Raw genomic sequence first — 12430 nt, forward strand, 5'->3', positions numbered from 1 at the left:
AATCCCCGGAGACCTCAAACCGCAGATGCAGTAGCGCTCAGCGTGGTGTGCGCCCGCTCCGGCCCACACCTCCCCCCACCGCAAGCCTGCGCAAACAGAGCGGAAACTTGCGCGATTTTGCGGGCCCTTGCGTCCGCACGCGGGTCAGGGACGCTGCGTTCAGCTGTTGAACATGGGAGTCAACATGGGTGTGACGCGTCGGACATTTCTGACCACGGCGGTCGGCGGTTCGGCGGCCGCGGGGCTTTCCGTGCTCGGCCTGGCCCCCACCGCATCGGCGGCAAGTGCGCCGGGAGACGTGGTCGGGAAGATCACGGTCGGCTACCAGGGCTGGTTCGCGTGCATCGGGGACGGCGCGCCGATCAATGCCTGGTGGCACTGGAGCCCCAACTCCGGCCAGGCGCCGTCCCCGTCGAACAACGGCATCAAGTGCTGGCCGGACGTGCGCGAGTACACCAGGACCTACCAGACCGGTTTCGCCGCGCTGGGCAACGGCCGGCCGGCGACGCTGTTCTCGTCGTACGACCAGCAGACGGTGAACACGCACTTCCTGTGGATGCAGCAGAACAACATCGACACCGCGGCCCTGCAACGGTTCAACCCCAACGGCGCCGAGGGCCCGACCCGCGACGCGATGGCCACCAAGGTGCGCAGCGCCGCGGAGTCGTACGGCCGGAAGTTCTACATCATGTACGACGTCACCGGCTGGACGAACATGCAGTCCGAGATCAAGACGGACTGGTCCGACAAGATGAAGGCGCACACGGCGTCTTCGGCGTACGCGAAGCAGAACGGCAAGCCGGTCGTCTGCATATGGGGCTTCGGCTTCAACGACAGCAATCACCCGGCCACCGCCGCACAGGCCCTGGACGTGATCAACTGGTTCAAGTCCCAGGGGTGTTACGTGATCGGCGGCGTGCCGACCTGGTGGCGGACCGGCACCGGCGACTCCAGAACCGGGTTCCTGGACACCTACCACGCCTTCGACATGCTCTCCCCGTGGATGGTCGGCCGGATCGGCACTGTCGCCGACGCCGACAACTTCTACAACGTGGCGACCGTGCCGGACCTCGCCGACTGCGCCGCGCACGGCATCGACTACCAGCCGTGCGTCCTGCCCGGCGACGTATCGGCGCGGCAGCGAGCGCACGGTGACTTCATGTGGCGGCAGTTCTACAACATGGTGCGGGCCGGAGTGCAGGGCATCTACATCTCGATGTTCGACGAGTACAACGAGGGCAACCAGATCGCCAAGACAGCCGAGTCCCAGGCCTGGACACCGGCCAACAGCGGCATGCTGGCCCTGGACGAGGACGGCACCGCCTGTTCCTCCGACTACTACCTGAGGCTCACCGGTGACGGCGGGAGGATGCTCAAGGGCCAGATCGCCCTCACCGCCACCCGCCCCACCCAGCCGGTGCTCTCGGGCACCACGCCCGGCGTCGGCTCGGTGATCTCACTGAAGGCGCTGGCCAACAACCAGTACGTCTGCGCCGACAACACCGGGACGTCCCCGCTCATCGCCAACCGGACGAGCGTCGGAACCTGGGAGCAGTTCACCCTCGTCGACGCGGGCAGCGGCAACGTCGCGCTGCTCTCCCACGCCAACAACCAGTACGTCAGCGCGGACAACACCGGGACGTCCCCGCTCATCGCCAACCGGACGGCCGTCGGAACCTGGGAGAGCTTCCAGCTGATCAGGAACTCGAACGGCACGGTCAGCTTCAAGGCGCTGGCCAACAACCAGTACGTCTGCGCCGACAACACCGGGACGTCCCCACTGATCGCCAACCGGACGGCCATCGGAACCTGGGAGCAGTTCACCATGGCCACCGCGTAGCCCGCCGGCCGGCCCGGCCCTGCGGCGCAGTGCGGCGCCCGTCGCGCTCGGGCCGCCGGGACGGCACCCGGCCCGGATGCAGGGCCCGGGAGCAGCCCTCCAGGGTGAGCAGGCCGAATGCCTGCGCGCCGAACCACCGGGAAAGCGGGGGGCGGAGGCCAGGGTTGCCACTGGGGGCGTCCGCCAGTGGCAACCCTGGCCGGCGACGGGCACCGGCGCTCTGCCGCGGCGGCTACTCGTAGCCGAGGACCTTGAAGTCCTTGCTGACGAAGATGTGGTGCGGCCAGTTGACGCTGATGTTGTGGACCTCGTACTCGCCGTCGCTCAGCTTCACCACACGGTCGTTGATGCCTCCGGGGACGACGGCCTGCGCGGCCTTCGTCGCCTTGTCCGCTGCCGTCCCGCTGACGATCGTTCCCTCTCCCTCGGTGTAGTCCGGGATCTGGCCGACCGACTTCACCGGTGACGGCGTGCCCTGCTGGAACGGGATCACTCCCGCCGCCTTGGCAGCCGCGGCTCCACCGTCGCCCCCGGGTTGCACGACGACCCGCGTGGCCGTGATGGTCGCGCTGTCGACCGTTCCCAGGACGAGGACGCTTGCGCCCTTCTTGACGGCCTTGGCCGAGGAGCGGTGGACTCCCTTGTCATAGATGGTGGACTTCGACACGTCGACGGTGACCTCCACGCCCGTCGCCGTCGAGAAGGTGAAGCCCGACGCGGACCTGCTGTCGACGATGCCGGTCGCACCCCCGGCGGCGGGGGCGGAACGGGACCCGCCGCCTGCGGGCAGGCTGGGCGATGGAGCCGGTGCGGACGTGTCGGCAGCTGAAAAGGACGACGCGGACGAGGAGAAGTCCGCCGCGGCGGAGGTGCCGGTGAGTCCAGCCGCCGCACACGTCAGTCCGGCGGCCAGGATCCATCCGCTTCTTTTCTTCGACAGCAACCGCCGAACACCCTGCTGCCGCGTTCGCACGGCTGTGGTCGCCGGGGCTGAACCGGCCGGCGAGTGGCTTGTCGGGTCGTAGTCGTTCATGATGGCACTCCTCGCAACTGAGGTAACGCCGCAGAGCCTGCCGTCCGTTCCTATGACGACACTTGGGTTTGTCTGTGGAACTCCTGCCAAAGTGATCCGAACCAGGGTCGGCGCAAGAGTCGCTGCCGCCCGGCAGCACCCACGCCGCCCGATGGACATCGAAGGCGGCCAGTCCGGTGACCCCTTCACCCCATGCCCGCCGGCGCTCTCACGCATCGGCGAGTTTCCGGACACCCTGGCCGACCTCGTCGTGATCACCTTGTGCCTCTTGATCGCCGAGGGCACGGCCATCGGCCCGCGGGAGCGGTCCGCGCGGAACATCCGCGACATCCCTTGATCTCGACGCGGGAACCCAAGAGGATCGCCTCAACTCGCCTTCCCCCAAAAGGAGTTGAAGTGCACGACACATCCTCATCACCCGTCTCGCACGCGGAAACCGCTCCCCACCAGACGAAGCGCCCCAAGAGGACCCGCCAACTCGCGCTCACCAGCGTCCTTGCCGCCGCAGCCCTGGTCATCGCACTCCCGACCGACGCGAACGCCAACGTTCTCACCCTCCTGCCGCAGAACGCCGACGGATTGGAGCAGACGTTCTCCCCCGCCTACGACTACGACGGCGACGGCTGCTACGCCACGGCCGCGATCGGCGCGGACGGCACCATCAATCCCGGCCTGCCGCTGGGCGGAGACGTGAACGGCCACTGCCACGATCCCGCCCAGCTGGCGAACGCCAACACGTACTCGCGCGAGAAGTGCAACAACGGCTGGTGCGCCGTCATGTACGCCAGCTACTTCGAGAAGGACCAGGCCACGCTGGGGCCGGCGGCCATCGGCCACACCCACGACTGGGAACACGTCATCGTGTGGATCTCCAACAACCAGGTCCAGTACGTCTCTGTGTCGCAGCACTCCTCATACCTGGTGAGTCCGAGCTCCTCGGTACGCTTCGACGGAACCCACCCGAAGATCGTGTACCACAAGGACGGGGTGTCGACGCACGACTTCCGCTTCGCGAACAGCAACGACGAACCACCGGAGAATGCCACCGGCGGCTGGTTCTACCCGCGCCTCGTCGGCTGGGAGGGTTATCCGGCCGGCTACCGCGACAAGCTCCTGAACGCCGATTTCGGCGAGGCCACGATCAAGATCAAGGACGGCTCCTTCAATGACAACCTCGCCTACTCCAAGCCCTCCGGAATCCCGTTCGACCCCTACGCCTGAGACACCGATGCACCGCTGAGGGCACATCGACGCCGTGGCATCGCGGTCCGTCGTCGGGCCGACAGAGCGTCGCAGCACATGCCCTGTGACGTCGGAGTGCGAGGAAAGAGCAGCATCGCGATCGCATCGAACGAGGCACCGGTTCGTATGCACCACGCCACGCACGTCGAACGTTGCGCACACACCATGCATCCGCCCTCGTTCTTCGCACTCCGGAAGCAGCCCTCGCTCTTCCAGCGGCAGCCGGCGTCGCCGACCAGGTCGGCGACGGTGGCGCGGTGCACGGGCGGTGCTGGGCCGGGCTCGTCGGCGCCCGCCTGCGTGGGAGCCGCCGGCGCACATCACCTGAATCGGGCGATGTGCGTTCACCAATCCGCGCCGGAGGCTGGGTGTCAGCGACGGACATGAGGAGGAGCGGTGAGCGTACTGGCGGTTGGCTTGAGCCACAAGAGCGCGCCGATGGCGGTCCTGGAGCGGGCCTCGGTCACCGGGGACACACTCGGCAAGCTGCTGCAGGACGTGGCGCAGGCCGAGCCCGTGGCCGAGGTGTTCGTGGTCTCGACGTGCAACAGGATCGAGGTGTACGCCGACATCGACCGATTTCACGCCGGCGTGACGGTGATCTGCGAGCTGCTGGCGCGGCACTCCGGGGTCCCTCTCGATGACCTGACCCCCCACGTATACGTGCACTACGAGGACCGCGCCGTCAGCCACTTGCTGGCCGTGGCCTGCGGGCTGGATTCGGTGGTGGTGGGCGAGGAGCAGGTCGTCGGCCAAGTACGCGCGGCGATCAAGCTGGCCGCCCGGCAGGGCACCATCGGACGGATCCTGGGCGACCTCGGCCGTGTCGCGTTGCGGGCCGGCAAGCGAGCCCGGGCCGAGACCGCGATCGGCCGCGCCGGGGCAGGCCTGCTGGGCCTGGCGGTGGAACTGGCCTCGCCGCGCCTGGGCGAGCAGGGCCTGGCGGGCCGGGACGTGCTGGTGCTCGGGGCCGGGTCGATGAGCGCGCTGGCGGTGGCGACCGCGGCCCGGAGCGGGGCGGCCGGGATCGTGGTGGCCAACCGGACACGCCGGAAGGCGGAGCGGCTGGCCGCCCGGGCGGGTACGACGGTGACCCGGGCCGTAGGCCTGGGGGACCTGCCCGCCGGCATGGCGGAGGCGGACGTCGTGATCTGCTGCACCGGTGCGGCCGGGCCCGTGGTCACCGCGGACATGGTGCCCGCCGAGCGGCGCGGCAGCCTGGTGTTCCTGGACCTCGCGATGCCCCGCGACGTGGAGCCCGCCGTGTCCGACCTGCCGGGCGTGATGGTGGTCGGCATGGACGCGCTCAGCGAGCATCGGACCGGCGCCGGTACCGACGAGATCGCCGCGGTGCGGGCGATCGTGGAGAGCGAACTCGCCGCCTACCGGTCGGCGGTCGACGCCGCCCGGGTCGCTCCCGTCGTGGTCGCACTCCGCGCCAAGGCGGCCGGCGTGGTCGACGCCGAACTGGCCAGACTGGCCGGCCGGCTGCCCCCCGACGCGCCGAGCGGCCGTGTCCTTGACGAGATGGCCCAGACCATCCGGCGGGTGGTGGACAAGCTCCTGCACGAGCCGACCGTACGGGTGAAGGAACTCGCGGGCTCACCGAAGGGCGAGGACTACGCGGCGGCGCTGCACGTCCTGTTCGATCTGGATCCACGCGCGGTCCAGGCGGTCACCCGGGCACCCGCCCCGGCGCAGGAGGAGCTGCCGTGAACGCGCAGACGCTGCGGCTCGGCAGCCGCAGGAGCCCGATGGCCATGGCACAGTCCCGGCGGGTGGCCGACATGATCACCGAGCGGACCGGCCGACCGGTGGAGATCGTCGGGGTGACGACGCCGGGCGACGTCAGCTGGGCGCGACTGCACCGGATCGGCGGCAACGGAGTGTTCGTCGGAGCGCTGCGCGAGGCTCTGCTCGGCGGTGCGGTCGACCTCGCCGTGCATTCGCTGAAGGACCTGCCGACCGGGCCCGCGGCGGGCATCGTACTGGCGGCGGTGCCGCCCCGCGACGACCCTCGGGACGCGCTGGTCGCGCGGAACGGTGCCAAGCTCGCCGACCTGCCGCCCGGCGCCACGGTCGGCACCGGCTCGCCGCGGCGGGCCGCGCAGGTGCTGCTCCTGCGCGGAGACCTGCGTTGCGTCCCGATCCGCGGCAACGCGGGCACCCGGCTCGGCATGGTGACCTCCGGCCGGCTCGACGCAGTGGTGCTGGCCCGTGCCGGGCTGGCCAGGATCGGTCGGGCCGACGCCGTCACCGAGGTCTTCGAGCCGGACGAGATGCTCCCGGCCCCCGGCCAGGGAGCCCTCGCCGTGGAATGCCGTGCCGACGAGCCCGGGCTCGCGACCGTGCTGGATGCCCTGACCTGCCCGGCCGGCCTGGCCGCGGTGACCGCCGAGCGCGGCCTGCTCCAGGCCCTCGGAGCCGGGTGCAGTGCCCCGGTCGGCGCCTACGCGGTGGGTACGCGGCCCTTGCTGATGTGGGCCGCCGTCTTCGGCGCCGACGGACGGCGGGTGCTGCGTACGCACGGCGCCGCCCCGCTCGGCTCCTCCTCCCCCCTCGCCGAAGCCCTGCGACTCGGCCGCGAACTGGCCGTGGAGCTGCTCTGCGCCGGGGCGCGCGATCTCATGCAGGTGACCGGTTCCGGGCTCTGAGAAATGCTGACCTTCGGTGGCGAGATGCCCGCCGGAGGGAATTCACCACGGACCTGTGCGATGGTCGGAAGTGCGCACCGTGCCCCTGCCCACTTCACAGTGACCGCCATGAGAACTCCAGGCCGATCCCAGAGCGCCGACGCTCGGACGGTTCCCGCTGTCCAGGGACGGATCGTCTCCCGCCCCGCACTGTACGAACGGCTTGCCGGCGCGGCGCGCGTCACCACGGTGTCGGCGCCGGCCGGCAGCGGGAAGACCTTCCTGTTGCGGTCCTGGGTCCGCGAGGCGGGCCTGGTGGAGCGTGCCGCGGCTGTCTCGGTGCAGCGCGAGGAGCGCGACCCGCAACGGTTCTGGGTCACTGTGTGCGACGCGCTTCGGGCCACGGACGTCGGGGCCGGCCTGGTGCGGCCACTGACGGAGGCGCCGGACCTGGACGGGTGGGCCATCGTGGAGCGGCTGCTGAAGGACCTGGCACCGCTTCAGGACCGTGTCTGGCTGATCATCGACGACCTGCACGAGCTGCGCTCGACGGAGGCGCAACGCCAGCTGGAACTGCTGCTGCTGCGCGCGCCGCCGGAGCTGCGGTTCGTGCTCGCCACCCGGCGGGATCTGCGCCTGGGCCTGCACCGGCTGCGACTGGAGGCGCAACTCACCGAGATCCGCGCGGACGGCCTGCGGTTCAGCCTGGAAGAGGCGGAAGCGCTGTTCCAGGGCGCCGGGGTGGAGCTGTCCGGGGCGACCCTCGCACGGCTGCACGAGCGCACCGAGGGATGGGCCGCAGGGCTGCGGCTGGCCGCTCTGTCGCTGGCCGGGCATCCGGACCCGGAGGGATTCGCCGCCGGGTTCGCCGGCAGCGAGCGGACCGTGGCCGATTACCTGCTGGCCGAGGTGATGGAGCGGCAGAGCGCGGAGGTCCGGCGACTGCTGCTGCGGACCAGCGTGCTGGAACGGGTCAACGGCGAGCTCGCCGACCTCCTGACGGGGAGTTCCGGCGCGGAACGGGCCTTGCAGGACCTGGAGGAGGCCGGGGCGTTCGTCATCTCACTGGACGCGCGGCGGTCCTGGTTCCGCTACCACACGATGTTCGCGGACCTGCTCCAGCTGGAACTGCGACGCACGGCTCCGGAGGAGGTGCCCGCGGTGCATCGCGCCGCGGCCGGCTGGTACGCGGACCACGGGTATCCGGTGGAGGCGATCCGGCACGCCCAGGCGGCGGGAGACTGGGGTGCGGCGGCCCGCCTGCTCTCGGACCACTGGATCGGTCTCGTGCTGGACGGACAGGCCGCCACGGCCCATGCGCTGCTGGCCGGATTCCCCGCCGAGATGATCTCGGCCGACGGGGAGCTCTCGACACTGGCCGCGTTCGACGAAGCCGTGCACGGGTCGCTGGCGGAGGCGGAGCGGTGGCTGGCCCTGGCCACCCGAGGCGCGGCGCCGGTGTCCGCAGACCGGCGGGAGCATGTCGATCGGATGGTCACCGGGCTGCGGCTCCTGCTGGCTCGTCAGCGCGGCGACCTGCCGGCCGTGGTCCAGGAAGCGCAGCGGCTGCTCGCCTCCGGTGACGCCCTGCACGCGGCGGAGCTCGAACGCGGCACCGAGCTGCGTACCCTGGCGCTGATCAGCCTCGGCATGGCCGAGACCTGGTCCCAGCGGTACGAAGACGCCAACCGGCACCTGGAGCGGGGCGTCGCACTGGCCCACCGCAGCGGGCGGCCGTATCTGGAGATCCTGGGGCTGGCGCACTGGGCGGTCGTGGCGCTCAGCCGGGAGCCCGCCGTCGCCGCCGAGCGCGGTCGGCAGGCCATGGAGCTGGCCCGCCGGCACGGCTGGACCGACGAGCGGATCGTCACGGCCGCGCATGTGGCGCTCGGCCTGCACATGCTCTGGCAGGGACGGCTCGACGAGGCGGAGCCGTGGCTGGAGCGGGCCGAGCGGGCGGTGCGCAGGGAGGCCGATCCGGTGACCGTCCTGATCCTGCACTACGGCCGTGGGCTGCTGGATCTGGCCCGTGGCCATGACGGGGACGCGCTGACCGCTCTCCGCTCGGCCGAGCACGTGAGCGGTCTGGTGGCCGCCCGTCATCCGCTCGCCACGAAGGCGCGGGCGTTTCAGCTGCACACATGGGTCCGGCTCGGTGAGCAGGAGCGTGTCGAACAGGCGCTGGCCGAGATGGACCCGCCGGAGCGCGAGAGCGGGGAGAACCGGGTCGCTCTTGCGGCGCTGCGGCTCGCCCAGGACGACCCGCAGGCGGCGACGGCCGAGCTGGCGCCCGTCCTCGACGGCTCCGCCCCGCTCATGGAACCCCGTGGCTGGCTGGCGCAGCCCCTCCTGCTCGAGGCGATCGCACGCGACGCGCTCGGCGACCAGGCCGCCGCCGGGCGCACCCTGGAACGCGCACTCGATCTCGCCGAGCCCGACGCCGCGGTGCTGCCCTTCCTCCTCCACCCCACTCCGGGGCTGCTCGGGCGCCACGCCCGGCGTGGCACCGCTCATGCCGCCATGATCTCCGAGATCCTCGACCTCCTGGCCGGCAAGCGGGCAGCGCCGGCGGCCGGCCCCCCGGCGCGGCTGCGCGAGCCGCTGACCCACAGTGAGATCCGCGTCCTGCGCTACCTGCCGACGAACCTGCCGGCGCCGGAGATCGCCGACGAGCTGTCCCTGTCGGTGAACACCGTGCGGACGCACATGCGGCACCTGTACGGGAAACTCGGCACACACAGCCGTAGCCAGGCCGTGGAGCGGGCCCGGGTCCTGGGCCTGCTGGCTCCCTCTTCGCGCAGATCCTGAGCCGGGTCTCAGGCCTGGCGGCGGGTCTCAGCCCTGGCGGCGCCGGCCGCGGACCCGGCCACTCACGGGCGTGCCGTCGCAGCGGCGGAGTTCGATCAGCTCCAGGCCGAGCGCTTCGATCTGGGCCAGCGCGCCGTGCAGCGCGGCTCGGTCGGGCAGCGTTCCGGTGAGCAGGGTATCGGCTCCCTGGATCTCGGCGCGCAGGCCGGGAAACGCGCCGAGGAAGGTCTGGCTCAGATGTCCGTGCACACGGATCTCGTAGCACGCGGATGTGGTGGGATTGTTCATGGCGCCAGCGTTCCGCCCAGAGTCTGGGCTGTTCCGTGCCGGACGGCTGCTGTTCCGGACGTCAGGGGAATGGGCCCGGCGCCTGTCGGCGCCAGGCCCATGGGTGGGTGCGGGCCGCCGGTCACGGCTGTCCGTCGCGGACGGCCTTCTCGATCCTCTCGCCGAGGGTCTGGTCCACGTTCCTCCAGTACTGGAAGGCACGTTCGAGCACCGGCTCGGACACGCCGCCCAGCAGGTGGCCGGCGATGTTGGACACCAGCCGGTCGCGCTCGGCGTCGTCCAGGACCTCGCGGACCATGGTGCGGGCCTGGCCCCAGTCGTCGTCGTCACGGCGCAGCGTGTAGGCGGACCGGACCATGTCGCCGTCGGCGGACCAGTGCACCTCCGCGGCCGCCACCGGGTCGGCCTGCGGACCGCCGTAGGAGTTGGGCGCGTACACCGGGTCGGAGACGTTGCGGACACGCATCACGCCGTCCTTGGAGTACGAGTGCACCTCGACCTTCGCCGAGTTCACCGGGATCTGCTTGTAGTTGACCCCGAGCCGGGCGCGGTGCGCGTCGGCGTAGGAGAACCCGCGGGCCAGCAGCATCTTGTCCGGCGACAGCCCGGTGCCGGGCACCTGGTTGTTCGGCTCGAACGCGGCCTGCTCCATCTCGGTGTGGAAGTCACTCACGTTGCGGTCCAGCGTCAGCCGGCCCACCTCGTGCAGCGGGTAGTCGCCGTGCGGCCACACCTTGGTCAGGTCGAACGGGTTGAACCGGTAGGTCTTGGCGTCCTCGAACGGCATGATCTGCACCTTCAGGGCCCAGCTCGGGTACTCCCCGCGCTTGATCGCCTCGAACAGGTCACGCCGGTGGTAGTCGCCGTCCTTGCCGGCCAGGTCGTCGGCCTCGGCCTGGGTGAGGAACTCGATGCCCTGTTCGGTGATGAAGTGGTACTTGACCCAGAACAGCTCACCGTCGGCGTTGAGCCAGGAGTAGGTGTGACTGGAGTACCCGTTCATGTGCCGCCAGGTCCGCGGGATGCCCCGGTCACCCATCAGCCAGGTCACCATGTGCGCCGACTCCGGGGACAGGGTCCAGAAGTCCCACTGCATGTCGTTGTCCCGCAGCCCGCTGTCGGCGCGGCGCTTCTGGGACCGGATGAAATGCTGGAACTTCATCGGGTCGCGGATGAAGAACACCGGGGTGTTGTTCCCCACGAGGTCGAGATTGCCCTCGGAGGTGTACATCTTCAGCGAGAACCCGCGCGGGTCCCGCCAGGTGTCCGGGCTGCCCTGCTCCCCGGCCACGGTGGAGAACCGGATGAGCGTGTCGGTGCGGGTGCCGGGCTGGAACACCGCGGCCTTGGTGTAGGCGCTGACGTCGTTCGTGACCTCGAAGTGTCCGAACGCGCCGGCTCCCTTGGCGTGCGGCTGACGCTCCGGGATCCGCTCCCGGTTGAAGTTGGCCATCTGCTCGATCAGGTAGTGATCCTGCAGCAGGATCGGGCCGTCGGGACCGACGGTCAGCGAATGGTCGTCGCTGGCCACCGGAATGCCGGCATCGTTGGTGGTCGGCTTGGGCTGGATGCTGGTCATGGACCGTTTCTCCTCTGTGCGAGTGGTGGAAAGAGGGGTGGTGGAAAGGGAGGTGGTAGCCGACCCGGGGCCCGCCGTTCCGGGGGTGCACGAGGCCGGTGACGGCCCGTGCCCGGTCACTTGTCGCCGGGGTTGAGCGCCCGGAACGCAATCCCCGCCGCGATGCCGGCGGCCAGCTGGACGACGAGGTAGACCCAGATCGTCGACCAGCCGAACAGCCCTGCTGTGGCGCCGCCCAGCGCGACCGCCGGGTTGAACACACCACCGGAGATGCCGCCGACGGCGAAGGCGCCGGCCGCGACGGTGAACCCGATCGCGAGCCCGTAGAACCCGTTGCCGGGGTGGTCCTTGCTGGTGGCCACGTTCAGCACGACGTAGCACAGCGCGAAGGTGATCAGCAGCTCGACCACGGCGGCGGCCGCCTCGGTGTGCCCGGACAGCGTCAGGGTCCTGACCGCCCCGGGGTTGACCACGGCACGGGCGATGATCCCCGCGACGACGCCGGCGACCACCTGCGCGACCACGTACCCGGCCGCGTCCCGGGCTCCGATCCGGCGGCGGACCAGCGCCGCCACCGTCACCGCCGGGTTGTAGTGGCCGCCGGAGATGTGCCCGCCGGCGTAGATCATGACCATCAGGGTGGCGCCCGCCGCCAGCGGCACGAAGGTGCTGCCGCTCAAGACGGCCACCGCGACCGCGAACGTCAGGAAGAACGCGCCGATGAACTCGGTGACGTACTTCCGCCCCGCCACCCCGTACTGCGGGAGAGGAACCGCATAGGTGGGCGCTGCCTCTCGCGTGGTTGCTCCTGCCATGATGGTGCTCCGTTCCCTGCTGTGTTCGGCTGGGCATCGTTGGCCGCACTCGTTCCGGTTCGGCCTGACCGATGCACTCAGCCTCACGTCCGCCCTGGTGAACCGGCATCACATGGTTCTGGTGGTTTTCGGGCCGGATCTCCGGGTCGCGAGCCGAGCCGCCCGTCGGCGAAAGCGACGACGAAAGCCCCG

The 12430-nt window shown here is 70.6% G+C and carries 11 protein-coding genes; 7 read left to right on the top strand and 4 right to left on the bottom strand.

The window, feature by feature from the left end:
- Positions 1 to 184: 184 nt before the first annotated feature.
- Positions 185 to 1840, top strand: a complete 1656-nt coding sequence (locus tag AB0950_RS32410) for a xylosidase (RefSeq protein WP_366780014.1) — start codon at positions 185 to 187, stop codon at positions 1838 to 1840.
- Between the two features lie 232 nt (positions 1841 to 2072).
- On the opposite strand, the gene AB0950_RS32415 is transcribed toward AB0950_RS32410, so the two are convergent.
- On the bottom strand, positions 2073 to 2507 hold the full coding sequence (locus AB0950_RS32415; protein WP_366780015.1) for a hypothetical protein: 435 nt from the start codon (positions 2505 to 2507) through the stop codon (positions 2073 to 2075).
- Between AB0950_RS32415 and AB0950_RS32420 the strand changes: the two genes are divergently transcribed.
- From AB0950_RS32420 to AB0950_RS32445, 6 genes are all read left to right on the top strand, one after another.
- On the top strand, positions 2491 to 2865 hold the full coding sequence (locus AB0950_RS32420; protein WP_366780016.1) for a hypothetical protein: 375 nt from the start codon (positions 2491 to 2493) through the stop codon (positions 2863 to 2865). The two genes, AB0950_RS32415 and AB0950_RS32420, sit on opposite strands and share 17 nt — an antisense overlap.
- Positions 2866 to 3024: 159 nt before the next feature.
- Positions 3025 to 3210, top strand: coding sequence for a hypothetical protein (locus AB0950_RS32425; protein WP_360160332.1), 186 nt, complete (start codon positions 3025 to 3027; stop codon positions 3208 to 3210).
- A gap of 173 nt (positions 3211 to 3383) precedes the next feature.
- Positions 3384 to 4094 carry an NPP1 family protein gene (locus AB0950_RS32430; RefSeq protein WP_360160427.1) on the top strand — a complete coding sequence of 237 codons (711 nt, stop codon included), beginning with the start codon at positions 3384 to 3386 and terminating at the stop codon, positions 4092 to 4094.
- A gap of 417 nt (positions 4095 to 4511) precedes the next feature.
- Complete coding sequence (locus AB0950_RS32435; RefSeq protein ID WP_366780017.1) at positions 4512 to 5831, top strand: glutamyl-tRNA reductase; 1320 nt, start codon at positions 4512 to 4514, stop codon at positions 5829 to 5831.
- A complete protein-coding gene (hemC, locus tag AB0950_RS32440; RefSeq protein WP_366780018.1) occupies positions 5828 to 6769 on the top strand; it encodes a hydroxymethylbilane synthase in 942 nt (313 codons plus the stop codon). The genes AB0950_RS32435 and hemC overlap by 4 nt, the downstream gene beginning before the upstream one ends.
- 108 nt (positions 6770 to 6877) lie before the next feature.
- Positions 6878 to 9556 (top strand): LuxR C-terminal-related transcriptional regulator, encoded by a 2679-nt coding sequence (locus tag AB0950_RS32445; protein WP_366780019.1) that lies wholly within the window; start codon positions 6878 to 6880, stop codon positions 9554 to 9556.
- 27 nt (positions 9557 to 9583) lie between these two features.
- On the opposite strand, the gene AB0950_RS32450 is transcribed toward AB0950_RS32445, so the two are convergent.
- The 3 genes from AB0950_RS32450 to AB0950_RS32460 form a co-directional block, all read right to left on the bottom strand.
- Positions 9584 to 9844: a hypothetical protein gene (locus tag AB0950_RS32450; RefSeq protein WP_360160328.1), complete on the bottom strand. Its 261-nt coding sequence runs from the start codon at positions 9842 to 9844 to the stop codon at positions 9584 to 9586.
- 121 nt (positions 9845 to 9965) lie between these two features.
- The gene (locus AB0950_RS32455) at positions 9966 to 11423 is read right to left on the bottom strand and encodes a catalase (protein ID WP_360160327.1); all 1458 of its coding nucleotides are present in this window, start codon (positions 11421 to 11423) and stop codon (positions 9966 to 9968) included.
- Positions 11424 to 11539: 116 nt separating this feature from the next.
- Complete coding sequence (locus AB0950_RS32460; RefSeq protein WP_360160326.1) at positions 11540 to 12238, bottom strand: aquaporin; 699 nt, start codon at positions 12236 to 12238, stop codon at positions 11540 to 11542.
- Positions 12239 to 12430 lie beyond the last annotated feature (192 nt).

Source organism: Streptomyces sp. NPDC007189, assembly GCF_040703635.1.
Lineage (GTDB): Bacteria > Actinomycetota > Actinomycetes > Streptomycetales > Streptomycetaceae > Streptomyces.